Origin of the sequence: Roseospira marina (genome assembly GCF_014197855.1) — a bacterium.
Taxonomy (GTDB): Bacteria; Pseudomonadota; Alphaproteobacteria; order Rhodospirillales; family Rhodospirillaceae; genus Rhodospira; species Rhodospira marina.
The window spans coordinates 56,927-81,240 of sequence record NZ_JACIGJ010000007.1 but is presented as its reverse complement, the minus strand read 5'-3'; the positions used below and the strand labels follow the sequence as shown (position 1 = coordinate 81,240).

Below are 24,314 nucleotides of genomic sequence, written 5' to 3'. Positions count from 1 at the left end.
TATGAGCGAGCACAAGGGACGCCTGTTCGGTCTGGGCGTCGGTCCGGGGGATCCCGAACTCATCACGGTCAAGGCGCTCAACCGGCTGCGGGCGGCGGACGTCGTCGCGTTTCCCAGCGCGGAGGGCCGCAAGGGCCACGCCCTGACCATCACCGAGGGCTATCTGCGCGACGAGCAGGTGCGCCTGCCGATGGTCTTCCCCGTCACCATCGAGGCGCCGCCGCCCCCGTTCGATTACGAGGCGGCGCTGGCCGGCTTCTACGACGGCTGCGCGGAGCAGATCGCCGGCCACCTGGACGCCGGGCGCGACGTGGCGGTGCTGTGCGAGGGTGATCCGTTCTTCTACGGCTCCTACATGTACCTGCACGACCGGCTGGCGGACCGCTACGAGACCGAGGTGGTGCCGGGCGTGTGCTCCATCCTGGCCGGGGCGTCGGTGCTGGGCACGCCGCTGGTCTACCGCGACCAGTATCTGTCCGTGCTGTCCGGCGTCATGACGGAGGACGATCTGCGCCGCCGTCTGACGGAGGCCGACGCCGCCGCGATCATGAAGCTCGGCAAGACCTTCACCAAGGTGCGCCGGGTGATCGAGGAGGTCGGCCTGCTGGACCGCGCGCTGTATGTGGAGCGCGCGACCATGACCACCCAGCGCACGCTGCCGCTGGCGGACGTGGACCCGGCGACGGTGCCCTACTTCTCGGTGATCCTGATTCCGGGCCGGACCTGGGTGGGCTCGCCGGTATGACGGACGGGACGGACACGCCGGCCGCCATCGTCATCCTGGGCCAGCGCAGCCTGGACACCGCGCGGCGCATCCAGGCCCTCTTGCCCGAGGGCACGCGGATTCACGGGTTGGCCGGGCGGGTCGAGGGCGCCGACGTGGCCTATGAGGGCTTCGGCGAGACCCTGCGCGGCCTGCATCGGGACGGTGTGCCCCTGATCGCGTTGTGCGCCAGCGGCATCGTGATCCGCGCCCTGGCCCCGCTGCTCCAGAACAAGCGGCTGGAGCCGCCGGTGCTGGCGGTGGCGGAGGACGGCAGCGCCGTCGTGCCGCTGCTGGGTGGCTTGCATGGGGTCAACGCCCTGGCGCGGCGCATCGGCGCGGCGCTGGACGTGGTGCCCGCGATCACGACCACTGGGGACGTGCGGTTCAGCGTGACGTTGGAGGCGCCGCCCGCCGGCTACGTCGCGCGCGATCCCGGCGCGTCGAAGGCGTTCATGTCCGACCTGCTGGGCGGTGCGTCGGTGCGGCTGGAGGGGGAGGCGCCCTGGCTGGCCGAGAGCCGCCTGCCGTTCACCCCGGACGGGGACCGCTGCATTCGGGTCAGCCCGGATGATCGGGACGCGGCGCCGGGCGATCTGGTGTTCCACCCGAAGACCGTTGTGGTCGCTGTCGCGGGCCAGGGGGACGACCTCGCAGAGTCCGTCCCGGCCGCCCTGGCGGCGGCGGTACTGGCGCCCAAGGCCGTGGCGGCCGTACTGGCGCCCCGCGCGGCGATGGCGCGGCCGGACCTGCACCGTCTGGCGGTGTCGCTGGACGCCCCGGTGCGCTTCGTGGCCGAGGCGAGCGATCCGACCGCCCTGGTCGCCGGCGCCGTGCCCGAGGGCGACCGCGACCGGCCGCTGTGGGCGGACGGGCCGGTGGCGCTCGCGGTGGCGCGGACGCCGGAGGCCGTGCGCCCGGTGGGCCATCCGCGCGGGCATCTGGCCGTGGTGGGTCTCGGGCCGGGCAGCCCGGATCTGCTGGCCCCGGCGGCGCGGGAGGTGCTGCGCCGCGCCGACCACTGGATCGGCTATGAGACCTATATCCGCATGGCCGAACGGCTGGTCGGGACCGCGCGTCCGGATCAGGCCGTGCATGCCTCCGACAACCGGGTGGAGATGGACCGCGCCCGCCACGCCCTCGCCCTGGCGGCGGACGGGGCGCGGGTGGCGGTGATCTCCTCGGGCGATCCGGGCATCTTCGCCATGGCGACGGCGGTGATGGAGGCGCTGCATGCCGGCGACGATCCGGCGTGGCAGGGCGTGGCGCTGGAGATGGTGCCCGGCATCACGGCCGCGCAGGCCGCCGCCGCCCGGATCGGTGCGCCGCTGGGCCACGACTTCTGCATCCTGTCGCTGTCGGACAACCTGAAGCCGCTCGACGTCATCCTGGAGCGGCTGGAGTATGCCGCGCGGGCCGACCTGGCGATGGCGCTGTACAACCCGGTGTCGAAGGCGCGGCCCTGGCAGTTGGGGCAGGCGCTGGACCGGCTGCGGACGGTGCGCGGGCCGGAGACGCCCGTTGTGCTGGCCCGTGACGTGGCGCGCCCGGACGAAGCCGTGCGCGTCACCACCCTGGGCGCCGTGCGGCCGGAGGATGCGGACATGCGCACCGTGATCCTGATCGGGTCCTCGGCCACCCAGACCGTGCCGCGCGCGCTGGCGGAACGCCTCTGGGTCTACTCCCCGCGTTGGTATGCGCGCGAGTCGGATCCGGCCTCCGTCCAGCGGTCGCCCGCGGTCATGAACCCCATGACCCGGTCCCGGTAGACGCGCGATCCCGTCAGGCCCGCCGCCTCCGCCGCGCCCTGGCACACAGGCAGCGGCATCAGGTAACCCGCGCGGCGGGCACAGGCGGGGGCTCGGGGGCGGTCGGTCGCCGTTTTCGGTCCGCCCTGCAACGTGTGCGCGATGCGTCTAAAACGGGCGCCACGACGCGCCGGAGGCCATTGAACGGGCATAGCCGTTCAATGGCCGACCGGACTTACGCCGCCGCCTGCTCCAGGGCCTGGCCGTTGACGATCAGGCCGCCCTCGCCGGCGGAGACGGTGGCGGTGTCGCCATCGCCAATGCGCCCTTCCAGCACCAGCACGGCCAGCGGGTTCTCAAGCTGGCGCTGGATCACCCGCTTGAGCGGCCGGGCGCCGTACACCGGATCGTAGCCACGCTCCGCCAGCCACGCCTTGGCGGCCATGTCCATGTCCAGCGTGATGCCCCGATCGTCCAGGCGCTTGGCCAGCCGCGCGATCTGGATGTCGACGATGCCGGCCATGTGCTCCTTGAACAGGCGGTGGAACAGCAGGATCTCGTCCAGGCGGTTGAGGAACTCCGGCCGGAACGCGGCGCGCACCTCCTCCATGACCACGCCGCGCACGGCGGCGCTGTCCTCGCCCTCGCCCTGGGCCGCCAGGATGTCGGCGCCGAGGTTCGAGGTCATGACGATCAGGGTGTTCTTGAAATCGATCACCCGGCCCTGGCCGTCGGTCAGGCGGCCCTCGTCCAGCACCTGGAGCAGCACGTTGAACACGTCCGGGTGCGCCTTCTCGACCTCGTCGAACAGCACGACCTGATAGGGCCGACGCCGCACCGCCTCGGTCAACGCGCCGCCCTCGTCATAGCCGACGTAGCCCGGAGGGGCGCCGATTAGGCGGGCCACGGCGTGCTTTTCCATGTACTCCGACATATCGACGCGGATCAGCGCGGTTTCGTCGTCGAACAGGAACGCCGCCAAAGCCTTCGTCAGCTCGGTCTTGCCGACACCCGTGGGGCCGAGGAACAGGAAGGAGCCGATGGGCCGGTTGGGATCGCCCAGCCCGGCACGCGCCCGGCGCACGGCGTTGGAGACGGCGGACACCGCCTCCGCCTGCCCGACCACGCGGGCGGCGAGGACCGCCTCCATCTTCAGCAGCTTGTCGCGCTCCCCGGTCAGCATCTTGTCCACCGGAATGCCGGTCCAGCGCGACACGATGGAGGCCACGGTTTCCTCCGTCACCACCTCGTTCAGCATGGCGTCGCCCTGGCCGGTCTCCGCGTCCTCAAGCTGCTTTTGCAGGCCCGGGATGACGCCGTATTCCAGTTCGCCCGCGCGCGCCCAATTGGCCTGACGACGCGCGATGTCGAGGTCACCGCGGGCGTGATCGAGCTGTTCCTTCAGCTTGGTGGTGTCGGCCAGGGCGCCCTTCTGCCGCTCCCAGTCGGCGGCCATCACGGCGGCCTTGGCCTCCAGGTCGCCCAGTTCGTCCTCCAGCTTGAGCAAGCGATCGCGGGAGGCCGGATCGGGCTCCTTCTTCAGCGCCTCGCGCTCGATCTTGAACTGGATGATGCGGCGGTCGAGTTCGTCGAGTTCCTCCGGCTTGCTGTCCACCTGCATGCGCAGGCGCGCGGCGGCCTCGTCCACCAGGTCGATGGCCTTATCGGGCAGGAACCGGTCGGTGATGTAGCGGTTGGACAGCGTCGCGGCCGCCACCAGCGCGGCGTCGGCGATGCGCACACCGTGGTGCAGCTCGTATTTCTCCTTGATGCCGCGCAGGATGGAGATGGAATCCTCCACCGTCGGCTGGGAGACGAACACCGGCTGGAACCGGCGCGCCAGGGCGGCGTCCTTCTCGACGTGCTTGCGGTATTCATCCAGCGTGGTGGCGCCGATGCAGTGCAGTTCGCCCCGCGCCAGGGCCGGTTTCAGCAGGTTGGAGGCGTCCATCGCCCCCTCCGCCTTGCCGGCGCCCACCAGGGTGTGCATTTCGTCGATGAACAGCACGTATTCGCCGTCGCTGGACGAAATCTCCGACAGCACGGCCTTCAGCCGCTCCTCGAACTCGCCGCGATACTTCGCGCCGGCCACCAGGGCGCCCAGGTCGAGCACCATCAGACGCTTGTCGCGCAAGCTTTCGGGCACGTCGCCGTTGACGATGCGCAGGGCGAGGCCCTCGACGATGGCGGTCTTGCCCACGCCCGGCTCGCCGATCAGCACCGGGTTGTTCTTGGTGCGGCGGGACAGCACCTGGACGGTGCGGCGGATTTCCTCGTCGCGGCCGATGACCGGGTCGAGCTTGCCCTCGCGCGCCGCCTCGGTCAGGTCGCGGGCGTATTTCTTGAGCGCGTCATACTGCTGCTCCGCCCCCGCGCTGTCGGCGGTGCGGCCCTTGCGCAGGCGCTCCACCGCGCCGTTGAGGCCCTGCGGCGTCACGCCGGCCTCCGCCAGCACCTTGGCGGCGGGCGTGCCCTTGGCCAGGGCGAGAGCCAGCAACAGGCGTTCGACGGTCACATAGCTGTCGCCGGCCTTCTTGGCCATCTGCTGGGCCTGGTCGAGCAGCCGCGTGGTCTGCTGCGACCAGTACATGTTGGTCGCGCCCTCGACCCGGGGCAGCTTGCCCACCTCCATGTCGATGCCGGAGCGGGCCTTTTCCACGTCGCCGTCGGTCGCGGCGATCAGGCTGGCGGCCATGCCCTCCGGGTCGTCCAGAAGGGCCTTCAACAGGTGCTCGGGTGTCACCTGCTGGTGGTGCTCCCGCAGGGCGATGGTCTGCGCCGCTTGCAGGAAGCCCTTGGCGCGGTCGGTGAAGGTTTCCAGATCCATGTTGATCGTCCTTGTCGTCTGTGGCGAGGACACCGGCCCCCAATGCGGGCAGCCGCGCGTCCCCCCGGACGGCGCTCCTCCTAAGAGCAAGCGCCAGATGGTCGCGGTTTCGCTGGATCCGATATGGGGAGGATCCGCGGGCCGCCGCAACGGACAAGTGGCCCGGACCGGCCCTCGTTCTCGGGTGTTTCATGGATGCGGCCGTTCTAGCCGTCGCAAAACACTCGTCAAATGAAGTGTGTGACTTTGCGAACACCGTGCTCGTGGCCGGGCGGCCATCGGACGGAAGATAGGGTGGTCGTATCGACGTGATCGTGTATAACGAGTTTTATGCTTGCGAGCGGGCTGGGGGGCGGCCACTTGCGTGCCGGTTGCTCGTGTAGCGCGGGAGAGGCACGCCGGGTCTTTCCGGCGCGCGGCGCGGGCAATGGATGCGCACCGGTGCCTCAGGGGACGAAATCATGTCAATCGCTCGAATGCTCTGGCGATCCTGTCTTTTTGCCGCCATGGGCGCCACGCTGGCGGCCTGTTCTTCCTATCCGGACGCCCCGGTCGACCCAGGAGCGGATCCCAGCATCTATACCATCGGTGCGCTGGATCGCCTGGAAATCTTCGTGTGGGGGGACACGGAGCTGTCGCGGCAGGTGACCGTGCGCCCTGATGGGCGGATCTCGACCCCGCTTCTCTCCGACATGGTGGCGGCCGGCAAAACGCCGGCGGAGTTGTCCAGCGACATCACCGAAGCCCTGCGTCCTTACATCCAGGAGCCCCTGGTGACGGTGATCGTCAACGACTTCACCGGCCCGCTGGACAAGCAGATCCGGGTGGTGGGCGAGGCCGCCAGCCCCACGGCGGTCCCGTACCGCCAGAACATGACGTTGATCGACGTCATGCTGGCCGTGGGTGGTTTGACACCCTTTGCGGACGGCAACGGCGCCCTGCTGGTGCGCGGCAAGGGCGAGGCGCGCGAAACCTACCGGGTCCGTCTGGAGGATCTGCTGAAGGACAGCGACATCGACGCGAACGTCGCCCTTCTGCCCGGCGACATCATCCTGATCCCCGAGGCCCTGCTGTAGGATCGGCGGCCCGCCGCCGACACGAGAGACCGTTTGCGCCATGAAACGATCGCTGACCGCAGCCGGAGTGGGACTACTGGGAGCCGCTGTGGTCGCCGTCTCTCCCGCATGGTCGGTCGATCTGACCCTGGACCAAGCCGTTGAAACCCAGGTCATCGCGACCGACAACGTCGACCTCGAACCCGACGAGGACAAGGACGGCGCGATCATCAACCGCGTGGATTACAACACCGCGTTCAGCGCGGTCTGGCGCCGGATGAACGTCACTCTCGATGCCGGCCTTGGGGTCGAGACCGAAAATGGCCGCGATCCGACCATCGATCAGGACATCCGCGCCGCCGGTGCCTTGGATTTCATTCCCACGTTGCTTGGCGTGGAGGCGAACGCATCCTCGCGCCGTGTGCTCATCGACGACACCGCGCCCCAGACCGAGGGGCGGGCAAATTCGGACGATAACACCGAAACCGTCAACACCGTCGAGATCAGCCCCTACGCCCGCTATGTGTTCGTCGACGACATTGAGGCCCTCGCGCGGTTCCGGCACCGTGAGACCCTGAAAACGGACACCTCGGACTCCGATGGCGACGACGGCTCGCGCGGGTCCGGCGGCTCCGACCGGGAACGCGAGATGCAGCAGACCTTGACGGTGGACACGCGCAGCCAGCTGCGCTGGGTCGGCTTCCAGGGGGAGTTCGACCACCGCAAGAACACGCAGTTTGGCGGTGACTCGCGGAATGATGGGGCCGGCGATTTCGAGGAGACCACGGCCGGCCTGACGACCCGCGTTCCGGTCACACGCTGGTTCACCGCCATCGGTCAGGTCGGCTACGGCTGGGTCGAGGCCAAGAGCGAAGAGGATCTGACCGGTATCTTCTGGAACGCCGGCGGCGTGTTCGAGGGCGCACACGGTACGCTGTCGATGACCTACGGTCGTCGCTACGGCGATCAGTGGATCGAGGGCGACATGACGTACGCCATCACGCCCCGCCTGCGGGTGCAGGCGGCCATCAGTCGGGCGCTGGAAACCTCCATGGGCCGGGCGTCGCGACTTGAGGGCGAGGAGCGGACGCGGGGTGAGGATTCGGTGCTGCCGCAAACCTCCCGAACCAGCGGCGACAACGACGATGGGGTGTCTTTGGCGTACACGGGGCAGTTCGGCGTGGTCGGCAATTATCGGCGCAACACCTACAGCCTGACCGGCGCCTATACCAATCGGGAGTACGTCAGCGGCACTGATGAAGGCGAGGACGAAACCTCCGTCAGCCTCACGGGCGGCTGGAATCGGACCCTCAACCGGGAGTGGACCTCGTCCCTGACGCTGCGATCGCAACACGCCTCGGGAAGCGATACGGACGAATCGCTGACCCTCTCGGCGCGGGGCCGTCTGACCTATCTGCTGACGGACTCCGCGTCTCTGTTCGGCGGCGCCTCGCATGCGCACCGGTTCAGCGACGATCCCGAGGATGAGTATACGGAAAACACGGTGTTTATTGGGGGGCGTCTGGCGTTCTGAGGCCGGCGTCCGGGTCTCGTGACCGCGCGCGGGGTCCCCACACGGAGCCTGCCCCCGGGGGCAGTATCCGGGGGCCCTATCCGGGGGGCGTGTCCCGGACCGGAGTCCGAAGGGGCCGGTGCCCTTCGAGTGTGGAATGGATGCGGAGAGAGCGATGGTCGGTCAGGACGTGAACAGCCGCAGCGACGCCGACGGGCGCGGTGCCGGCGCCTTCGTGAAATTGGGGGCGGCAGCCCTTTGCATCGTGTGCTTCGGGGTTCTGTTCTGGGACGGCCTGATCTACGCCGCCAGTGCGTGGGAGCGCGACGAGTTCAGCTACGGCTACATCGTGCCGCCGCTGGCTCTGCTCATGATCTGGCACGCGCTGCGCGGCATGACCCCCCCGGCGGTTTCGCGCGGCGGGGGGATCGGGGCCGCCATCGTCGTGTTCGCGGCCGTGCTCGCGGTTCTCGCCAAGGTCGGCGGCATGCCGACCTTCGGCTATTACGGCTTCATTCTGTCGCTGCTCGGTCTCGTCCTGATTCTGTACGGCGCCTATGGGCTGCGGTGGCTGTTGTTTCCGATCGCCTATCTGTTCTTCGCGCTGCCCCTGCCCAACACGCTGTACATCCAGGTCTCGACGACGATGCAGCACATCTCGTCGGTTCTGGGCACAGACATCCTGCGCGCGATGGGCTATTCGGTGTTCCTGAACGGGAACATCATCGACCTGGGTCTGTACCAGCTTCAGGTTGCCGAGGCCTGCAACGGCCTGCGCTATCTGTTCCCGCTCGCCAGCTTCGCCTACCTGGTCGGCTATATCTATGCCGGGCCCATCTGGCACCGCGTGGTGCTGTTCCTGTTCACCGTACCGATCACGATCGCCATCAACAGCGCCCGCATCGCCCTGACCGGCATCCTGGTCAATTATCAGGGCGTCGAGGCCGCCGAAGGGTTCATGCACGCCTTTGAGGGCTGGGTGATTTTCGTGTTCGGCCTGGTCCTGCTGTTCGTGGTGCTCCAGATCCTGATGCTGATCTCCGGTGATCGGCGGCTGTTCGTCGCCCGCCTGAACCTCGACATCATCATCCCCGCACCCGGTCGCGTGCCGGCGCCGATGGCCCGGGCCACGCCCGCCTTGATCGTCGCCCTGGTGGCGGTGGTGGCGGGCGTCGTCGCCTTCAGCGCGCTGCCGGAAGGGGCGCGGACCGTGCCGCCGCGCAAGCCCCTGGCCACGTTCCCGCTGTCGATCGACGGGTGGTCCGGGACGGAGCGGGCGATCCTGCCGACCCAGCTCGAAACGCTGCAGGTCGACGACTATATCGTCGCCGATTACGAAAACCCGCAGGTCGATACGCCGGTGAACCTGTATGTCGCCTGGTACGACGCCCAGGACCGCCGGGCGACGATTCACTCGCCCGCGGTCTGCATTCCGGCGGGCGGTTGGGAAATCACCGACCTGTCGGACACGACCCTCACCCCGGACGGCATGGACACCCCGCTGACCGTCAACCGCAGCGTGATCGTCAACGGCACCCAGCGCCAGCTCGTGTACTTCTGGTTCGAACTGCGCCACCGCCGGCTGACCGACGAGTTGCGGATCAAGCTGGCCAACGTGTGGGACGCGCTCACCCTCGGCCGCACCGACGGCGCCCTGGTCCGGGTCATCACGCCGATCCGTCAATCCGAGGACCCCGAAGACGCCGACGCCCGGTTGCGGGCGTTCCTGGGGGATGCCCTGCCTCTGCTGGACGCCTACGTGCCCAACTGACCGCCGGGGGGCCCGGCGGGTCCCCTGGTCCCCTCGGTGCCCGTACATCATCCTGAGGTGAAGGCGACGCGCCGCAGGATGGCAAGGCCGACCGGTCGGCGCGCTCCCGGGCGCGAAAAAAAGCGGCGATGAGTCAGGCTCATCGCCGCCGCGTCGCCGATCGTCCTCGTTCTCGTCCCTTTGGTTTTTATGCGCCCGCGCGCATGGCGGCGAGCCACCCCAGCGTGGCGTCCGTATCCCCGCCCGGCTTGTATTCCGCGCCCAGCGGCGCGGCCCAGCCGAGGGCGTCGATGGTCGCGAACACGTTGGGATAGTGCACCTCGCCCCGGTCCGGCTGGCCGCGCTCCGGCACACCGGCGAACTGGATGTGGCCGATCACGGGCAGCAGGTCCGTCAGCCGGTGCGTCAGGTCCCCGCCCATGAGCTGCGCGTGGTAGCAATCGAACATCAGCTTGACGTTCGGCCGGCCCACGGCCGCGATCACGTCCCGCGCCTGCTCCGGTGTGGTCAGGAAGTACCCCGGGGCGTCGTAGCGGTTCAGCGGCTCGATCAGGATGGTGATCCCGTCCGCCTCCGCCTGCGCCGCCGCGTAGTCCAGGGTGGCGAGAAAGGCCGCATGGGCCGCGTCGCCGCGCGCCACGCCGGCCATCACATGAACGTTGGCGGCACCGATGGCGCGGGCGTAGGCCAGAGCCTCGTCGACCGCCGCGCGCGCGTCCGCCGCCCGGCCGGGCAGGGCCGCCAGCCCATTCTCCCCCGCCGCGACATCGCCGCGCCGGGTGTTGAGCCCCAGCATGGGCAGCCCCGTGTCGGCCAGCGCCTGCGCCACATCCTCGGACGGGACGTCATAGGGCCAATGGCATTCGACGGCGTCAAAGCCGGCGGCGGCGGCGGCGCGGATCGCGTCGGGCAGCGGCCGGTCCGTCCAGAGAAAGCCGAGATTGGCGGAAAACCGGGTCATGCGTCCCACTCCACATCAAATTTCGTCACCAGCGCGCGCACCTGCTCCGGCGTCAACTGACGCGGTGCGCGTCCGTGCATCAGCATGGCCAGCCGCGCGGTGTCTTCCAGCTCTTCCATGGCGTTACAGGCCGCCTCGACATCCTTGCCGGCGACGACCGGGCCGTGGTTGGCCAGCATGACCGCGCTGCGCTTGCCCGCCAGCCCGCGCACCGCCTCGCCCATCGCCGGATCGCCGGGCAGGAAGAACGGCAGCAGCTTGACCCGCCCCAGCTTCATGATGGCGTAGGGCGTCAGCGGGGGCAGGAAGTCGTCCTCGTCCACGTCGGGCATCAGCGACCACGCCACCGAGTGGCAGGAGTGCAGATGCACCACGGCCCCGGCCTTGGACCGGGTCTCGTAAAAGGCCGTGTGCAGCGGCATTTCCTTGGTCGGGGGATCGCCGTCGATCAGGCGGCCCTGGGCATCGAACCGGCTCAGCCGTCCGGGATCGAGGCGGCCGAAGCTGGAGCCGGTGGGGGAGACCAGCAGGCCCCCGTCCGCCGTGCGGGCCGAGATATTGCCGGTGCTGCCGCCGGTCAGGCCGCGGTCGAACATCGACTGGGCCAGGCGGCACATCTGCTCGCGAAGCTGCGCCTCCGTCATGCGTCACCCGCCAGGACGGTCGCCGCCTTTTCAAAGAAGTCCTCGGCGCCGAAGTTGCCGGATTTCAGCGCCACGGTCAGGGCCGGGCCGGCCCGCAGCGCGGGCACGCCGGGGTCGATCTCCGGGCCGATCTCCAGCGTCGTCAGGGCGAGGCCCTCCACGATGGCGCCGGAGGTCTCGCCGCCGGCGGTCACCAGCCGGGTCACACCGCCCTCGACCAGCCGGGCGGCCAGGGTGGCGAAGAACCCTTCCAGCGCGGCCGCGACCGCCTCCCGCCCAAACTCCGCCTGGGCGGCGGCGACGGTCTGCGGGTCGGCGGAGCTGTAGGCCAGCGGCAGGCCCTCGGCGGCCAGCAGCGTCTCGGCCAGGCCCTCGGGCGTCACGCGGCCGGCCATCACGTCGCCGGCCACGACCTCAAAGGTCGGGTAGCGCGCGGCATGGCGGGCGACCTGCCCCCGGGTCGCGTTGGAGCACGACCCCGACAGCGCGACACAGGGGCCGGGCTGGCCGGTCCAGGCGCGCCCGCCATGGCCCAACAGGCCGCGTCGGGCGAAGTTCGTGGGCAGGCCGAGCGCGATGCCCGATCCGCCGGTGATGAGGGGCAGGCCGGCGGCGGCTTCGCCGATGGCGCGCAGGTCGGCGTCGCGCAGGGCGTCCACCACGATCAGGCGGCGGCCGGCCTGATGCTCGGCTTCCAGCGCGGCGGCGATCGGGGACGGCCCGGCCAGCACCGTGGGTGCCGCGATATGCCCGACCTCCAGCCGGGTCTGACGGGCCAGCCAACGGCGGATATCCGGGTCGGTCATCGGGTTCAGGGGATGGGATTCCATGCCGCTCTCGCTGAGCAGCCGGTCCCGCACGAACAGATGCCCCTGGTAGACCGACCGCCCGGTGCCGGGAAACGCCGGGCAGACGATGACCTTATCGGCCTCCAACGCATCGGCCAGGGCCTCGGCGACGGGGCCGATGTTGCCTTCGGGCGTGCTGTCGAAGGTGGAGCAGTACTTGAAGACGATCTGTTCGCAGCCCTGGTCCCGCAGCCATGCCAACGCCGCGAGGGACTGGCGCACCGCCTCCGCCGGCGGGATCGAGCGGGTCTTGAGGGCGATCACGCCGGCCTCGACATCGTCGTCGGCCGGTCCGTCGGGCACGCCGGTGTACTGAACCACCCGCATGCCTTCCCGCGCCAGGGTGTTCCCCAGATCGCTGGATCCCGTGAAATCGTCGCCTATACAGCCAAGCAGCATCCCTGTCTCCCACTGCCGCATCCGGTTTCGGCTCATTTGAGCAGGGGAGTGTACGCGTCCGGTCCCGCCACGCCCAGGGGGGGACGGGAACCATTCCGGAGGCGAGCCCATCAATGCGGGCCGAGGCACGCCATCGCGTGTCCGGCGTGCTGCGGGGGCGCGACGGCCGGTCTCCGTTGTCCGCCTCCTTTGCGTTGGCGGCACCGCAGGCGGGTCTCAGTGCTTGCGGGGCGGCAGGGTTTCGGCGAAGGACAGGATGCCGGCGGCGGTCTCGATTCCCATGGCCCGCAGCGGCGGCATGGCCTCGCCCGGGTGCCCGTTGAACACGCTGTGCAGCGCCCGTTGCGGCTCTCCGGCGACCGCCCGCCCGACCGGCGGCATGGTTCGGATCGCCTGACCGTCGGGGCCGTGGCAGGTGGCGCAGATGGTCTGGTAGTGCCCCTCGAACGCCGCGCCGTCCGCCAGGAAATGCCCGGTGTCGGGGTGGATCCAGGGTGCCATGTCGACCTGCCCGACCGACACGAACGTCGCCAGATCCATGATGTCGCGCCGGCTGAGCAGACGGCCATAGCCGTGCGCGTCGTCGGTCAGCAGGGCGGCAAGGGCGGCGGGATCGGCCCCGGCCTTGCCGTCGATGCCCACGAACGGCGGCGGGGTGCCGCCCATCGCCATGCCGTCGCGGCCCCGGTAGTCCCATCCATGACAACTGACGCAGCGCCAGCTTCGCGCCTGGGCGCGCGCCAGTGCCGCGCCCCCGGCCGCCTCCGCCTCGGTGCGGCGATCCTCGGGCCACAGCGGGTGCCAGCCTTCCGGCACCGAGCGGCCAGCCTCGACCGACCACGTGTCGTACAGGCGCCCGCCGCGCACCACCGCCGCGATGACCGGGCGGCTGGGGAGCGCCTGCATGTAGGCCAGGGCGTCGGCAAGGTGGCTCGCATCCAGAACCCGCAGCGGCGGCATGCTGCCGTTGGGGTGCCCGTTCATCATGATGTGCATAGCGTGCCAGGGCTCGTCGCGGCTGAACGGCCCCAGCGGGGGCATCTCCTCGACCGCCATGCCGTCCGCGCCGTGGCAGCCGGCGCAGATGGACTGGAAGTACACAGATCCAGCCTCCGCCTCGCCCTTGGCGCGGCCGGACGAGATGCTGATCCAGCGCGTCATGTCGATCTGGCCCCGGGTGACGAACAGGGCGAGGTCGCGCAGGTCGGTCTCGTCCATATAGGTGCCGTAACCGTGGGTCGCGTCGGTCAGGATGGCGACGACGTCGGCCGGATCGGTGCCGGCGCGGTCGGCGATCGAGCCGCCCTCGGCCCACGGAACCCCGTGGTAGTCCCAGCCGTGGCAGGCGACGCACAGGCCCTCGCCCTCGGCGGCGGCCCCGGTGATGTCCGGCGCGGGCAGGTGGGAGATGCGGCGGGTGTGCAGGTCCAACTCGGTCCGCCAGTCGTCGTACAGGCGCCCGCCCCGGGCGATGGCCGAGACGATCTCGTCCGCCACCGCGGCGGGTGGCGGCAGCAGGGCCGCGAGGATCGCCAGCGCGATCCCGGCGGCGGCGACACGTGTCGCCCGTCGAACCCGCATCATCCGTCGTACCCCTCGGGCAGTTCGTGGACGATGCCCTTGTGGCATTCGATGCAGTGGCGCCCCTCCGTCATGGCGTCGGGGTGCTTGATCTCGGCGCGCCGGCCCTGTTCGCGCAGGTCCATGGCGTCGAAGGCGTGGCAGCTTTTGCACTCGCGCGAGTCGGTCGCCTCCATCCGCGCCCAGACCCGTTCGGCCATCTCCAGGCGGCGTGCCTCGAACTTCTCGGGCGTGTCGATGGTGCCCAGCAGGTGATGATAGACGTCCTTGGACGCGATCACCTTGGCCATGACCTTCGGGAAAAACGGCTTCGGCACATGGCAGTCGGCGCAGTCCACCCGGATGCCGGTCCGGTTGGCGTAGTGGATCGAGGTCTTGTACTCGGCGTAGGGGCCGACCTCCATCTCGTGGCAGGAGATGCAGAATTCGGTGGTGTTGGTCGCGGCGGCGAACACGGTGAAGCCGCCGTAGGCGCCGCCGACCAGCACCAGGACGCCCAGGATGAACAAAGCGGTGCCGGTGGCGGTGGCGAACGGGTTGCGCCACAGCCGACGGAGCAGGCCCCGCTTCTGCGGGGAGGACGGATCGGAGTCAGTCATCGGGCCTCCAGGGACGACGGGCGGCAGGGCGGGCGCGGCACCGCGGGCGGGCACGCCGAAACGACCCGCCCGCGGTCACCGATCCGTCCGGGATCAGCTCCAGATGTCGGCCTTGATGTTCTCGAACCAGCTGTGGGCGTAGAACGCCTCGCGGCGGCGGTACTCCGCGTCGGCGTCGATCGGCGAGATGCCGCCCGCGCCCTGCACCGGCTTCAGCGCGTTCTCGAAATCGTCATAGGCGTAGACCGCCGCGACCGAGAACCCGTGGTCGGGCCCGCCGATGGAGTAGCAGGTGTTGGCGAGGTGCGGCACCGGCGGGTCCTCGCCCCGGGCCAGCGCCAGCACGCCGGCGGCGACGGCCTTGCCCTGCGCGTTCGCGCTGGATGCGGACTTCGGCATGGACGCCGCAGCCGAAGCATCGCCCAGCACGTGGATGCCGTCGACCACCAGCGATTCGAAGGTGCTCTTGTTCACCGGCACCCAGCCGTCCTCGACCACACCGGCGGCGACCGCGATGGCCCCGGCCTGCTGCGGCGGGATGATGTTGACCACATCGCCCTTGAAGGTGCCGGTGACGGCGGTGACCTCCATTGAGTCCGGGTTGACCCCGGTCACCGTGCCGCCGTCGGCCTTGGGGATCCACTCGATCAGACTGGTGTCGGTGCCGTAGCCGTAGAACATCTCCCAGGTTTGCGTGAACAGCGGCATCTTGGAGAACGTGTCCTTGGCGTCCAGGACCAGGATCTTGGACTTCGGCTTGTGCTGCTTCAGATAGTGGGCGATCAGGCTGATGCGCTCGTACGGCCCGGGCGGGCAGCGGAAGGGGTTGGCGGGGACGGACAGGATGACCGTGCCGCCGTCCTCCATCGCCTCAAGCTGGCGGCGCAGCAGGGTGGTTTGCGGGCCGGCCTTCCAGGCGTGGGGCATGACCTCGGCTGCCGCAGCCGAATAGCCCTCGATGGCGTCGTAACGGAAGTCCACACCGGGCGAGAGGATGCAGCGGTCGAAGGCGAAGGTGTCGCCGCCTTCGGTGGTGACGGTCTTGGCGTCGGCGTCGATGCCCGTGGCCATGGACTCCACCACGTCGACGCCGTGGCGGCGCAGGCCGTCCAGGCTGACCTCGAGGGTGGACAGCGCGCGGTCGCCGCCGATGACCTCGTTGCTCATGAAGCAGGTGGTGTAGGTCTTGTGCGGTTCGATGACCGTGACGGCGGCGTTCGGCGCATAGCGTTTCAGATATTTCGCGGTGGTCGCGCCGCCCGGTCCGCCGCCGATGACGACGAAGCGCGGTTCGGCGGCGCGCGCGATGTGCGGCAGGCCGACCGTGCCCAGCAGGGTGGCGGCGGCGGCGGAGGTGCGGAGGAACCCGCGACGTGTGGTCTGCATGGTTCCCTCCCTCACGGCACGCTGGCGTAGTAGTTCAGGACGGCCTCGAACCCGTCCGGGCCGCGCTCGTCCATCAGGTCGCGGAACTTCCGCGCCTGCCGGCGCTCCATCTCGCGCGCCTCGCTGAGGAAGTCGTGCACCGAGAACCGCATGTAGTTCAGCTTCTGGCCGGCCAGAATGCCGACGCCCTCGCCGTCGCGCCCCTCGTTTTCGTGGCAGGACTCACAGTATTCGGCGGCCAGATCCTTGCCGTCGGGAACCAGCGCCACGTTGATCCAGGGCTGCGGTGCGCGGTGAAACGGCTTTTCGGCGAAGTAGGTCGCCAGCGCCTCGATCTGCTCGGCGCTGTAGCCGCGCGCGATGCGGTCCATCACGGTGGCGGGGTTGGTGCCGTCCCGATAGGACGTCATCATGTACGTAAAGGTTTCGATCGGTAGCCCGGCAATCGAGGGAATCGAGGCCCCCACGCCGTTGCCGTCCGTGCCGTGGCAAAACGCGCAGGCGCCCGCCATCACCTCGACGGTCGGATCGGCCGTCATGCCGGACTCCGCGCGCGCGGGCCCGGTCAGGGTGGCCGCCCCGGCCAACAGCAGGGCTGCAGCCAGGGCGGGACCCGCCCGCCCCCTTTTCCATGTGTTCATCGCGACGTATCCCCATTCGTTTATGAATTGACCACCTTGGTTGCCTCGATCCGCATGTGCGCGAACGGGTTGGGCAGTTCATTGCTGGCAAAAGACCAGAAGCGCAATAAGGTTTCAAGCTGCCTGCGGATTGTCAAGCTGCTGCTTCAGATAAATCTAATTTGCCCTGCGCCGATCGCGATACGGACGCCTATCGCGGGCCCTGATCGGGTTCCGGATCGGGATTGGGAGCCCCGGCCGGCTCCGGGCAGGCCAGGAGGCGTTGACCGCCGGTCAGCGCCTCGCGGGCCAGGGCCTTGCCGGCCTCGGACACTCCGGCGCAGTACAGGCCGACGCCACCGATCAGCGCGCCGGACAGCACGGCGGCGGGCAGGCAGCCCCCGAGGGCAACGGTCAGCCCGAGCAGGCCGGCGAGCGCCGCGCGGCGGCGGTTTTGTGTGCGAACGGGCATGCGGTCAGTCTCCCAGCAGGGCGAGCGCCAGCGCGATGGCATCATGCAGGGGCAACAGACCCCCGGCCACGGCCGCCGCCAGGGCGATCAGGACGGCGATAGCGACGGCGGCCGCCGGTCCACTCCAGCGGCGGCGCATCCGTCGGCTGCATTCGGGGCGGGTCATCGGGGCGCTCCGGCGGCGCGCGGCGCGGCGCGGCGGGCGGCCCGGGCCTCGGCCAGCCCCAGGGCCTCGATCATGGCGTCGGCGCGCGGGCCGGCGCTGTAGCGGGGCTCCACCGGGTGTAGGCCGCCGCGACGTCGGGAGGCGTGGCGGGTGACGAGAGCGGCGTCCGCCAGATCGCGCAGGATCTCGGGCATCAGCAGCGGGTCCAGGCGGGCCTGGAACGCGAGTTCCGCCGCCGAGCGCGGCGTGTCCTCCAGCACCAGAAGCACCCGCCGGGCCAACGCACTGATCGGCGCCTGCCCGGTCAGCGGCGTCCCGCCGCGGACCGCGCCGACATAGGCCGGCGGCAGCACGCGCCCGCGCCCGGCGGCCAGGAAGGCGGCGATCTGGGCCGATTCGTCCGCCGGACGGTCGGGGTCGTGGGTCACCACGTCGCGGCGCAGCGGGCGGGGCGCCGCCGAAGGGGAGGGGGGCGCCGCCGCTGTCGCACGCATGGGGATCGGATCCGCCTCCGGGGGCCGACGAGCGGCCCCGGCCGCGCGCAACCGGCGCAGGCGATGGCGCACGCTGGACGGCGTCCGCCCCAGCCGCGTGGCCATGGTCGCCAGATCCAGCCCCGCGTCGGCCAGCCGTAGCAGGATCGCGTCCGAGCCGTTGCCCCAGCCGTCGCAGTACTTGGCGCCGGCGCGGGCGTGGCCGCTGGTCCGGGACCAGTCGGTGCGCGCCCCGGTGGCCAGAAGGGTGACCCGGCGGCGCTGCCCGGCCGATTCGAGGGCGATGACCCCGTGTTCCTGCAGGATTGCCAGGTGTTTGCGCACGCCGTCCGGACTGGCGAGGTCGAGCGCATCCATGAGCGCGAAGTTGCTCGGGCAGGGCGCCCCGGTGCCGGCGGCGCGCATCAGCAGATCAAGCAACGTGCGCGCCTGGACCGGCAGGCGGAGCGCCGCCGCCGGATCGGCGGGGGCAGGGTTGGGAGTCGTGGCAGAGGTGTCGGCGGTTGGGGTGTCGGCGGTTGGGGTGTCGGCGGTTAGGGTGTCGGCGATGGGGAGGCGGCCGGACAGTGGCGGAACCGGGACGGAATGAAACATGGGCGGGCGTCCTCGCGGCGGGAAAGGCGGACCAAAGGGCGGGCGAGCGGGACCTGCGGTCCCGAACGCGCCGTGTGTTCATGGTACGTTCGCCTCATAGGGTGCAAAATGAACCGCGCCGGTCAAGTGGAAACACGCAACGGACCGTGGTACGATGCGCGGTATGGACACCACCGCCGCCCGATTGCGCCAGGCGCGCCAACAGGCCGGGTACGCGACCGCCACGGACGCGGCCCTCGCGTTCGGCTGGAATCCAAACACCTACAAAAGCCATGAAAACGGCCTGCGCGGCCTGCGAGGCCACGCTTTGGAGCGCTACGCCGGCGCCTTTGGGGTGCCGCCCGCGTGGTTGCAGTTCGGAGATGGGGCGGGCGTGGGGGACCGGCCGGCGGTACGAAGTGAACCGGGTGCGGCCCCTGGAGGGGCACTCCCCGGATTCGCCGACGAGCCTGGCGAGGCGGCGCACCGCCCCCACTCTCAGCAGGAGCCCCAACACGGCCATCACCTGGGACTCCCGCCGGATCCGGCTGGGGTCCGCTCCGATGTGCCGCTGGACCAGCCGTACACGGACGGTCTGGTGGGGGCGCGCGATTTACCGGTCTACGGGTCCGCTCTCGGTGGGCCCGATGGGGAGATGATCGTGAGTTTCGAGCCGATCGAGTGGGTGCGGCGTCCGGCCCCGCTGGAGGGGGTGAAGGGCGGATTCGGCTTCTACATGATCGGCGAGAGCATGAGCCCGGCGTTCGAACCTGGGGACATGATCCTGTGCCACCCGACACGCCCGCCGTTCTCCGGCCAGGATGTGCTGGTCATTCGCCGGCTGAACGGCGGCCAGCACGCGCTGGTCAAACGCCTGGTGCGCATCGATGGGGAGGGCCTGAGGCTGCGCCAGTTCAACCCGCCGCACGACTTCGACGTGCCGTGCGAGGACGTGGTGAGCTTCCATCTCGTGGTCGGCAAGTACAGCCGGCGGTAAGGACGGCGCGGGGGGCGGGTCGGGCGCCGCTATTCCCACGGCTCCGGACTCGGGCGGGCGTCGTCGCCGATCAGATCGCTGGTGTCCCAGGTCAGGACCAGCAGCAGCGTCCACACGGCCTTGTTGGAAAAGCCGTATGTCGGCCCGGTGGAGGCCACCAGCGCCCCGGTTTCGGCGTCGTAGGCGGTGGCGGCGATCTTGGCCACGCCCTGGGCCAGATCCTTCTTGAACACGGCCAGTTCGGGGGTGGAGACGGTGTCGCTCAACGGGATCGGCAAGGTCAGGCTGGGCATGCCGACCAACGCCTCCTCGCGATCGATGGACAACGCTCCGGCGCGGATCTCCACGATGGTGTCGGCGGCCTCGCGCGTTTGGGTCAATCGGGCGCCGTTGCGCAGCAGGGCGTCGCGGATGGCGCCAATGGCATAGCGCTCGTCGTAGCCGTCGAAGTTGATCGCGTCCACGTACACCGGCCCCGTGACCGGAAGGGTTTCGGCCAGAGACTCGGCGGCGCGGTCGGCGGCGGTGGAGATAAGGAGCTGCTCGCTGGCCGAGCGTTCGGGCGTCGTGACGTTTTGCGATGCGCAACCCGCCAGCCCCGCCAGGACCAGACCCACCACCAGGACGCCCACCGTGCGCCGGACACCCGCGTCGGATCCTTTTCGCCGGGGCTGCGACGGTGTTGGTGTCATCACGGGCTCTCCCTCGCGCGGTGCCGACGCGGCTTGGACTGGAAACGCGGGCCGATTTTCACGATGATGGCGCTCAAGTCCAGCACGAACCCCATTCAGCCCGAACCCGGTCGCGCGCGAACGCCGCGCCGGGCGTCGTTCTGGTCTGGCCTTCTCTTTCCCGCCCCTTGTCCTCGTCCCAGCGTTCCGCGGAGACGTACCGATGACCGCCCTCGAATCCCCTCTCTCCGATGCCGCCGATCCCGTTCTGCTGCGCCATCGCCATCTCGAACGCATTGCCATGACGGCGCTGCGAGCCGGTCGGCTGCTGCTGGAAAGCGGCGTGAAGGCGCTGGTGGTGCACGAGGGCATGACCCGGGTGGCGCGGGGCCTGGGGGCGGATGCGGTGCACATTCGGGTGGGCTATGCCTCGTTGGCCATCACGGTCGGCAGCGGTGCGAACACCATCACCCGTATGACCGGGGTCGGGCCGCACGGCGTCAACCTGCGCCGCAACCACGCCCTGCGGCAGGTGGTGGGCCGGATCGGACGCGGGGCCTCCACGGCCGACGAGGCCCAAGCCGCTCTGGACGCGGTGGAGCGCGACACCGGCCGCTATCCCTGGCCTCTGGTCGCCCTGGCCGCCGGCATCGCCTGCGCGGCGTTCGGGCGGCTGTTGGGCGTGGATTGGCTCGCCGTCGGGCCGGTGCTGGCGGCCGGCGCCATCGGCCAGGGTGTGCGCCATCATCTGGCCGGGCGCGGGGTGAACGCCTATGTGGTGGCCGCCGTTGTGGCGTTCATCGCCGCCCTGCTCGCGGCGGCGGCGTCGCTGGGGCTCGGCAGCGGCATGCCGGAGACCGCCATGATCGCGGCGGTGCTCATGCTGGTGCCGGGCGTGCACGCGCTGAACGCCCAGACCGATATCATGGAGGGGCTGCCGACGCTGGGCAGCGCGCGCGCCGTCAGCGTGGGCATGATGCTCGTGTTTCTGACCGTCGGGGTCTGGGTGGCGCAGGTCACCCTGGGCATGACGGAACCCGGCACCATGCTCGCCGTTGACCGGCCGATGTGGCATCAGGCGCTGTTCGGCGCGGTTGCGGCCGGAGCGTTCGGGGTGCTGTTCAACTTCGGCGTGGCGACGATCCTGTGGGCGGGGGCGGCCGGCGCGCTGGCCCTGAGCGTCCGCACCCTGGGCCTGGACGCCGGATGGAGCCTCGAGGCGGCCTCGTTCGCGGCGGCGGCGGCGGTCGCCGTGTGCGTGCAGGCGCTGGACCTGATCCCGGGCGGGTTCCGGCGCGGCGGCAACACGCTGGCGGTGGCCGGCTGCATCCCGATGATCCCGGGCAGCGCGGCCGCGCACGCCATCATGGGCCTGATGGAGCTGACCCTGCCCGACATCGTCGAGCCGGACCGCGTTCTGCTGGGCACCGTGCCCTATGCGCTGCGGGTGGTGTTCACCATCGGCGCCATCGGGGCCGGCCTGACCATCGTGACCGCCCTGCTGCGGCGGCCGGATTTTCCCAAATGACGGGCGATTCAAGCCGTTAAAAGCCCTTCGTCAGGGCGTGATGGATGGCCTTGCGCATGACGGTGGGCAGGGCGTGCTCCTCCAGCCGGTCCAGCGGCACCCAGACGCCGCGCGCCCGGGGGTTGGCGCCCACCCGTGCCATGACGATCGTCAGTTCCAGGTGAAAGTGGCTGAAGGTGTGCGTCACCAGCCCGGGCAGCGGCCGCCAGGTCTGGAACGGCAGCGGCGCGTCCTGGGTCACCGCCTCGGCCGGGTCGGGCATGGGCACGGCCTCCCACGGCGACGACGGCAGTTCCATCATGCCGCCCAGCAGGCCGGAGGCCGGCCGCTGGCGCAGCAGCAACGCCCCGTCCTTGCGCTGGATCCAGAACATGACGGCGCGGCGCGTGGGGCGCTCCGCCTTCGGGGTCTTCATCGGCAGGTGCTCGGCGAGGCCGGCGCGACGGCCCTGGCAGGCGTCCATCCAGGGGCACAGCCCGCAGGCCGGCGAGCGGGGGGTGCACAGCGTGGCCCCCAGGTCCATGACCGCCTGGGCGTGATCGCCGCAGCGTGCGGTGGGTGTCAGCGCGTCCGCCAGTGTGCGCAGGATGGGCTTGGCGCCGGGCAGCGGGGCCTCCACCGCGAACAGGCGGGCCATAACGCGCTCGACATTGCCGTCGACCACCACGGCGCGGCACCCGAAGCAGATGCAGGCGATGGCCGCCGCCGTGTAGGCGCCCACACCGGGCAGGGCGCGCAGGCCCTCCTCGGTGGAAGGGAACCGCCCGCCCAGATCGCCCGCCACCACGCGGGCGCACTTCAGCAGGTTGCGCGCCCGGGCGTAGTAGCCGAGGCCCGCCCAGGCCGTCATAACCGCGTCGTCCTCCGCCGCCGCTAGCGCCGCCACCGTCGGCCAGCGCTCCAGGAAGCGCGCATAGTACGGCTTCACCGCCGCGACGGTGGTCTGTTGCAGCATGATCTCCGACAGCCACACCGCATAGGGATCGGGGGTCTCCCCGGGCTTCGGCCGCCAGGGCAGGTCACGGCGGTCGCGGTCGTACCACGCCAGCAGGCGCGCCCCCAGGTCGGCGGCGGTCGCGGCGTCGGGAACCGGTACGGCGGCGGTCGAAGCGGTGGCGGAGCGGGCGGCGCGGCGCGCCATGGGCGGGTCTCCCGGGAGAAGCAAACGAGGCAAGACGAGCGGGGCAGGACGGGCGAAGCGGGAACGGCGCCTTGACCGGGCGCGGACGGTGAGGCTTCCTGTGCGGGCATCATGTGGGGGCATCCGCGCGCCCAAGGCAACAGGCGAGACCGTTCATGGCATCGGACAACACCCCGGCTCAACGGCCCGTTTCCCCGGCGTGGCTGCGCCGCCTGGTGACGCAGGAGGGCGAGCGCCTGCCGGTGCGCGACCTGACTCAGCGCAGCCAGCGGTCACGCACCGTCGGTCATGTGCTGGAGCCGGCCACCCGCCGCCTGCTCGGCCGGCGCGGTCTGGCGCTGGGGCCGATCCTGACGCATTGGGAGGCGATCGTGGGCCCAACCCTGGCCCGCCACTGCCTGCCGGTGCGGCTGGTGATGCCGCCGGGCAAGCGATCCGCAAAAGGAGCGGCGGGCAAAGGACCGAAGGCGCCGCCCCCCGGCGGTACGCTCCACGTCAAAGTGGCCGGGGGCGCCTTCGCCACCGAGATCACCTACCGCGCGCCCCTGCTGTGCGAGCGCATCAACACCCACCTCGGCTACGCCGCCGTCACATCCATCCGGGTCACCCAGGGGCCGGTGGCCCGCCCCAGCGGGGTGGGCCCGCGCCATGCCGCGCGTGCCTTGCCGCCGCCGCCGCCCTCTCCGCAAGCCAAGCGGGCGTTGCAGGACAAGCTTGCCCAGGTGACGGACCCGGAGCTGCGCGCGGTGCTGGAACGCCTGGGCACCGCGGTGATGACGGCGCATCCCCCAGGCCGTCCGCCGGGACGCGGCCGGGCGTAGGGCGACCGGTCATCGCGCGCCGTCGCGCTCAGGCCGAAAGCCGGGACGCGGCGCGGGCCACGGCCTCGGCGCGATCCCGTGCGCGTGCGTCCGCGGCGGCCTGCACCGCCGCGACATCCTCGGCCGAGGCGGTGTCGGGGCTTCCGGCGTTGAAGGGCGGCGCGGGCGCGTATTCGAGGGCCAGTTGAATGCGGCGAGCGGTGGCGGCGCCGAACAGCTCCGCCGCCAGCGTCAGCGCGAAATCGATCCCGGCGGTCACCCCGCCGCCCGTGATGACCGATCCGTCGATCACCACCCGGGCTGGATCAGGAATGGCGCCGAACGCGGTCAGATGGTCCCGCGCCATCCAGTAGCAGGCCGCCCGCCGTCCGCGCAGCAGGCCGGCCGCGCCCAGCACCAGAGATCCCGTGCATACCGAGGTCACGTAGCGTGCGCCCTCCGCCTGCCGCCGCAGGAACGCGAGCGTGTCCGCGTCCTCCATCAGCGCGGTGGTGCCCGCGCCGCCGGGCACGCAGATCACGTCCAGCGGCGGGCAGTCCGCGAACGCCGCGTCCGGCACCAGGGTCAACCCGGCGCTGGACTGCAGGGGGGCGGTGTCCTTCCAGACGGTGACGACCCGGCTGTCGGGGAACTGGTTGAACACCTCGTGCGGGCCGGTCATGTCGAGCTGCATGAGGCGCGGAAACACGAGCAGGCCCAGGGTGAGGGGCTGGGTCGGTGTCGAGGTCGGGGGCAT

22 protein-coding genes are annotated in these 24,314 nt (G+C 70.6%); 8 read left to right on the top strand and 14 right to left on the bottom strand.

Annotated features, from left to right (window positions below):
* Position 1 precedes the first annotated feature (1 nt).
* Together GGD82_RS10980 and cobJ are read left to right on the top strand one after the other, a co-directional pair.
* On the top strand, positions 2 to 745 hold the full coding sequence (locus GGD82_RS10980; protein WP_150061710.1) for a precorrin-2 C(20)-methyltransferase: 744 nt from the start codon (positions 2 to 4) through the stop codon (positions 743 to 745).
* The gene (gene cobJ / locus GGD82_RS21425; protein WP_150061709.1) at positions 742 to 2,532 is read left to right on the top strand and encodes a precorrin-3B C(17)-methyltransferase; all 1,791 of its coding nucleotides are present in this window, start codon (positions 742 to 744) and stop codon (positions 2,530 to 2,532) included. Before GGD82_RS10980 ends, cobJ begins: the two co-directional genes overlap by 4 nt.
* A 214-nt stretch (positions 2,533 to 2,746) precedes the next feature.
* On the opposite strand, the gene clpB is transcribed toward cobJ, so the two are convergent.
* Positions 2,747 to 5,338 (bottom strand): ATP-dependent chaperone ClpB, encoded by a 2,592-nt coding sequence (gene clpB / locus GGD82_RS10970; RefSeq protein WP_150061708.1) that lies wholly within the window; start codon positions 5,336 to 5,338, stop codon positions 2,747 to 2,749.
* A gap of 461 nt (positions 5,339 to 5,799) precedes the next feature.
* On the opposite strand from clpB, the gene GGD82_RS10965 reads away from it, so the two are divergent.
* The 3 genes from GGD82_RS10965 (at position 5,800) to xrtD (ending at position 9,677) form a co-directional block, all read left to right on the top strand.
* Positions 5,800 to 6,414, top strand: a complete 615-nt coding sequence (locus tag GGD82_RS10965; protein WP_150061707.1) for an XrtA/PEP-CTERM system exopolysaccharide export protein — start codon at positions 5,800 to 5,802, stop codon at positions 6,412 to 6,414.
* 40 nt (positions 6,415 to 6,454) lie between these two features.
* Positions 6,455 to 7,927 (top strand): porin family protein, encoded by a 1,473-nt coding sequence (locus GGD82_RS10960; RefSeq protein ID WP_150061706.1) that lies wholly within the window; start codon positions 6,455 to 6,457, stop codon positions 7,925 to 7,927.
* Positions 7,928 to 8,081: 154 nt separating this feature from the next.
* A complete protein-coding gene (gene xrtD / locus GGD82_RS10955) occupies positions 8,082 to 9,677 on the top strand; it encodes a VPLPA-CTERM-specific exosortase XrtD (RefSeq protein ID WP_170284204.1) in 1,596 nt (531 codons plus the stop codon).
* Positions 9,678 to 9,864: 187 nt separating this feature from the next.
* Here xrtD and GGD82_RS10950 read toward each other — a convergent pair whose 3' ends face one another.
* The 10 genes from GGD82_RS10950 to GGD82_RS10905 form a co-directional block, all read right to left on the bottom strand.
* Positions 9,865 to 10,638 (bottom strand): hydroxypyruvate isomerase family protein, encoded by a 774-nt coding sequence (locus GGD82_RS10950; RefSeq protein WP_150061704.1) that lies wholly within the window; start codon positions 10,636 to 10,638, stop codon positions 9,865 to 9,867.
* The gene (gene otnC / locus GGD82_RS10945) at positions 10,635 to 11,282 is read right to left on the bottom strand and encodes a 3-oxo-tetronate 4-phosphate decarboxylase (RefSeq protein ID WP_150061703.1); all 648 of its coding nucleotides are present in this window, start codon (positions 11,280 to 11,282) and stop codon (positions 10,635 to 10,637) included. The genes GGD82_RS10950 and otnC overlap by 4 nt, the downstream gene beginning before the upstream one ends.
* A complete protein-coding gene (gene otnK / locus GGD82_RS10940) occupies positions 11,279 to 12,529 on the bottom strand; it encodes a 3-oxo-tetronate kinase (protein ID WP_150061702.1) in 1,251 nt (416 codons plus the stop codon). The genes otnC and otnK overlap by 4 nt, the downstream gene beginning before the upstream one ends.
* Before the next feature lie 216 nt (positions 12,530 to 12,745).
* The gene (locus tag GGD82_RS10935) at positions 12,746 to 14,113 is read right to left on the bottom strand and encodes a c-type cytochrome (protein ID WP_170284203.1); all 1,368 of its coding nucleotides are present in this window, start codon (positions 14,111 to 14,113) and stop codon (positions 12,746 to 12,748) included.
* Positions 14,110 to 14,709 (bottom strand): NapC/NirT family cytochrome c, encoded by a 600-nt coding sequence (locus tag GGD82_RS10930; RefSeq protein ID WP_150061700.1) that lies wholly within the window; start codon positions 14,707 to 14,709, stop codon positions 14,110 to 14,112. The genes GGD82_RS10935 and GGD82_RS10930 overlap by 4 nt, the downstream gene beginning before the upstream one ends.
* A gap of 93 nt (positions 14,710 to 14,802) precedes the next feature.
* Positions 14,803 to 16,095: an NAD(P)/FAD-dependent oxidoreductase gene (locus GGD82_RS10925; protein ID WP_150061699.1), complete on the bottom strand. Its 1,293-nt coding sequence runs from the start codon at positions 16,093 to 16,095 to the stop codon at positions 14,803 to 14,805.
* A gap of 11 nt (positions 16,096 to 16,106) precedes the next feature.
* Positions 16,107 to 16,736 carry a c-type cytochrome gene (locus tag GGD82_RS10920; RefSeq protein ID WP_150061698.1) on the bottom strand — a complete coding sequence of 210 codons (630 nt, stop codon included), beginning with the start codon at positions 16,734 to 16,736 and terminating at the stop codon, positions 16,107 to 16,109.
* Positions 16,737 to 16,926: 190 nt separating this feature from the next.
* A complete protein-coding gene (locus tag GGD82_RS10915; RefSeq protein ID WP_150061697.1) occupies positions 16,927 to 17,187 on the bottom strand; it encodes a hypothetical protein in 261 nt (86 codons plus the stop codon).
* A gap of 4 nt (positions 17,188 to 17,191) precedes the next feature.
* Complete coding sequence (locus tag GGD82_RS10910; RefSeq protein WP_170284202.1) at positions 17,192 to 17,353, bottom strand: hypothetical protein; 162 nt, start codon at positions 17,351 to 17,353, stop codon at positions 17,192 to 17,194.
* Positions 17,350 to 18,441 carry a hypothetical protein gene (locus tag GGD82_RS10905; RefSeq protein ID WP_170284201.1) on the bottom strand — a complete coding sequence of 364 codons (1,092 nt, stop codon included), beginning with the start codon at positions 18,439 to 18,441 and terminating at the stop codon, positions 17,350 to 17,352. Before GGD82_RS10905 ends, GGD82_RS10910 begins: the two co-directional genes overlap by 4 nt.
* Positions 18,442 to 18,604: 163 nt before the next feature.
* On the opposite strand from GGD82_RS10905, the gene GGD82_RS10900 reads away from it, so the two are divergent.
* Positions 18,605 to 19,417: an XRE family transcriptional regulator gene (locus tag GGD82_RS10900; RefSeq protein ID WP_221240769.1), complete on the top strand. Its 813-nt coding sequence runs from the start codon at positions 18,605 to 18,607 to the stop codon at positions 19,415 to 19,417.
* 29 nt (positions 19,418 to 19,446) lie between these two features.
* Here the strand turns inward: GGD82_RS10900 and GGD82_RS10895 are convergent, their stop codons facing one another.
* A complete protein-coding gene (locus tag GGD82_RS10895) occupies positions 19,447 to 20,109 on the bottom strand; it encodes a DUF6655 family protein (RefSeq protein WP_150061694.1) in 663 nt (220 codons plus the stop codon).
* A 202-nt stretch (positions 20,110 to 20,311) separates the two neighbouring features.
* Between GGD82_RS10895 and GGD82_RS21095 the strand changes: the two genes are divergently transcribed.
* Positions 20,312 to 21,616 (top strand): threonine/serine exporter family protein, encoded by a 1,305-nt coding sequence (locus GGD82_RS21095; RefSeq protein WP_246163765.1) that lies wholly within the window; start codon positions 20,312 to 20,314, stop codon positions 21,614 to 21,616.
* 16 nt (positions 21,617 to 21,632) lie between these two features.
* Here GGD82_RS21095 and mutY read toward each other — a convergent pair whose 3' ends face one another.
* Positions 21,633 to 22,757 carry an A/G-specific adenine glycosylase gene (gene mutY, locus GGD82_RS10880; RefSeq protein ID WP_150061693.1) on the bottom strand — a complete coding sequence of 375 codons (1,125 nt, stop codon included), beginning with the start codon at positions 22,755 to 22,757 and terminating at the stop codon, positions 21,633 to 21,635.
* A 155-nt stretch (positions 22,758 to 22,912) separates the two neighbouring features.
* Here mutY and GGD82_RS10875 point away from each other — a divergent pair, with 155 nt between their 5' ends.
* The gene (locus GGD82_RS10875) at positions 22,913 to 23,578 is read left to right on the top strand and encodes a DUF721 domain-containing protein (RefSeq protein WP_150061692.1); all 666 of its coding nucleotides are present in this window, start codon (positions 22,913 to 22,915) and stop codon (positions 23,576 to 23,578) included.
* A 28-nt stretch (positions 23,579 to 23,606) separates the two neighbouring features.
* Here the strand turns inward: GGD82_RS10875 and GGD82_RS10870 are convergent, their stop codons facing one another.
* Positions 23,607 to 24,314 (bottom strand): DJ-1/PfpI family protein, encoded by a 708-nt coding sequence (locus GGD82_RS10870; RefSeq protein ID WP_150061691.1) that lies wholly within the window; start codon positions 24,312 to 24,314, stop codon positions 23,607 to 23,609.

What these genes read in the sequence shown, in the direction of transcription:
- GGD82_RS10935 (WP_170284203.1), bottom strand. Translation starts at nt 14,113, where the DNA reads ATGATGCGGGTTCGACGGGCGACACGTGTCGCCGCCGCCGGGATCGCG.
- GGD82_RS21095 (WP_246163765.1), top strand. Translation starts at nt 20,312, where the DNA reads ATGACCGCCCTCGAATCCCCTCTCTCCGATGCCGCCGATCCCGTTCTG.
- GGD82_RS10980 (WP_150061710.1), top strand. Translation starts at nt 2, where the DNA reads ATGAGCGAGCACAAGGGACGCCTGTTCGGTCTGGGCGTCGGTCCGGGG.
- GGD82_RS10870 (WP_150061691.1), bottom strand. Translation starts at nt 24,314, where the DNA reads ATGCCCCCGACCTCGACACCGACCCAGCCCCTCACCCTGGGCCTGCTC.
- xrtD (WP_170284204.1), top strand. Translation starts at nt 8,082, where the DNA reads ATGGTCGGTCAGGACGTGAACAGCCGCAGCGACGCCGACGGGCGCGGT.
- GGD82_RS10965 (WP_150061707.1), top strand. Translation starts at nt 5,800, where the DNA reads ATGTCAATCGCTCGAATGCTCTGGCGATCCTGTCTTTTTGCCGCCATG.
- GGD82_RS10920 (WP_150061698.1), bottom strand. Translation starts at nt 16,736, where the DNA reads ATGAACACATGGAAAAGGGGGCGGGCGGGTCCCGCCCTGGCTGCAGCC.
- otnK (WP_150061702.1), bottom strand. Translation starts at nt 12,529, where the DNA reads ATGCTGCTTGGCTGTATAGGCGACGATTTCACGGGATCCAGCGATCTG.
- GGD82_RS10910 (WP_170284202.1), bottom strand. Translation starts at nt 17,353, where the DNA reads ATGACCCGCCCCGAATGCAGCCGACGGATGCGCCGCCGCTGGAGTGGA.
- GGD82_RS10915 (WP_150061697.1), bottom strand. Translation starts at nt 17,187, where the DNA reads ATGCCCGTTCGCACACAAAACCGCCGCCGCGCGGCGCTCGCCGGCCTG.
- GGD82_RS10900 (WP_221240769.1), top strand. Translation starts at nt 18,605, where the DNA reads ATGGACACCACCGCCGCCCGATTGCGCCAGGCGCGCCAACAGGCCGGG.
- otnC (WP_150061703.1), bottom strand. Translation starts at nt 11,282, where the DNA reads ATGACGGAGGCGCAGCTTCGCGAGCAGATGTGCCGCCTGGCCCAGTCG.
- clpB (WP_150061708.1), bottom strand. Translation starts at nt 5,338, where the DNA reads ATGGATCTGGAAACCTTCACCGACCGCGCCAAGGGCTTCCTGCAAGCG.
- GGD82_RS10960 (WP_150061706.1), top strand. Translation starts at nt 6,455, where the DNA reads ATGAAACGATCGCTGACCGCAGCCGGAGTGGGACTACTGGGAGCCGCT.
- GGD82_RS10930 (WP_150061700.1), bottom strand. Translation starts at nt 14,709, where the DNA reads ATGACTGACTCCGATCCGTCCTCCCCGCAGAAGCGGGGCCTGCTCCGT.
- GGD82_RS10895 (WP_150061694.1), bottom strand. Translation starts at nt 20,109, where the DNA reads ATGACACCAACACCGTCGCAGCCCCGGCGAAAAGGATCCGACGCGGGT.
- cobJ (WP_150061709.1), top strand. Translation starts at nt 742, where the DNA reads ATGACGGACGGGACGGACACGCCGGCCGCCATCGTCATCCTGGGCCAG.
- GGD82_RS10905 (WP_170284201.1), bottom strand. Translation starts at nt 18,441, where the DNA reads ATGTTTCATTCCGTCCCGGTTCCGCCACTGTCCGGCCGCCTCCCCATC.
- GGD82_RS10925 (WP_150061699.1), bottom strand. Translation starts at nt 16,095, where the DNA reads ATGCAGACCACACGTCGCGGGTTCCTCCGCACCTCCGCCGCCGCCGCC.
- mutY (WP_150061693.1), bottom strand. Translation starts at nt 22,757, where the DNA reads ATGGCGCGCCGCGCCGCCCGCTCCGCCACCGCTTCGACCGCCGCCGTA.
- GGD82_RS10875 (WP_150061692.1), top strand. Translation starts at nt 22,913, where the DNA reads ATGGCATCGGACAACACCCCGGCTCAACGGCCCGTTTCCCCGGCGTGG.
- GGD82_RS10950 (WP_150061704.1), bottom strand. Translation starts at nt 10,638, where the DNA reads ATGACCCGGTTTTCCGCCAATCTCGGCTTTCTCTGGACGGACCGGCCG.